A 470-nucleotide genomic window follows, 5' to 3' on the forward strand; every position below is an offset into this window, starting at 1 on the left:
GCGTTCGGGGACGACGTACGTGCTGTTTGCGCCTTCGGGACTGGCCGCAGTGTGAGCGATACGTTCGACAGCGAGGGGTTCTTCAGACATCGTCAGTTCTCACCGGATTCGTCCGCGCGTTCTGTGTGGCCGGGTTCGTGTTCGGGACCGTTGTCGAATCCGAGGTCCATCCAGTCCGTGCGTACGGCTTCACGGAGATCCTCGGGGTACGTCGTCTCGAACGTGACCCGTGGGGCGATGTACTCTTCGTCCCAGCGAGGGTCCCAGGCGGCGTTGTCGTAGACGTTCGCACCCGTCGACCCGTCGCGTCGGTAGTGGGTCGCGGTCGCGGCAGGCGCCTCCGAGTCGGAGAACTCCCAGTCGTTCGCGGGGTGGGCTTTCACCCAGATGTCGTCGAAGGCCCGCCCGAGATCCATCGGCGCCGTCTCGGTGTCGAGGACGACGACCTTGTCGAACAGGCGCGAGAACGA

Annotated in this window: 1 pseudogene; it reads right to left on the reverse strand. The window is 64.9% G+C overall.

Annotated features, from left to right (window positions below):
• Positions 1–92: 92 nt before the first annotated feature.
• A pseudogene (locus DEQ92_RS22390) lies at positions 93–470 on the reverse strand (3-octaprenyl-4-hydroxybenzoate carboxy-lyase); the annotation flags it as partial.

The sequence above is a fragment of the Haloferax sp. Atlit-6N genome (genome assembly GCF_003383195.1).
Lineage (GTDB): Archaea > Halobacteriota > Halobacteria > Halobacteriales > Haloferacaceae > Haloferax > Haloferax gibbonsii.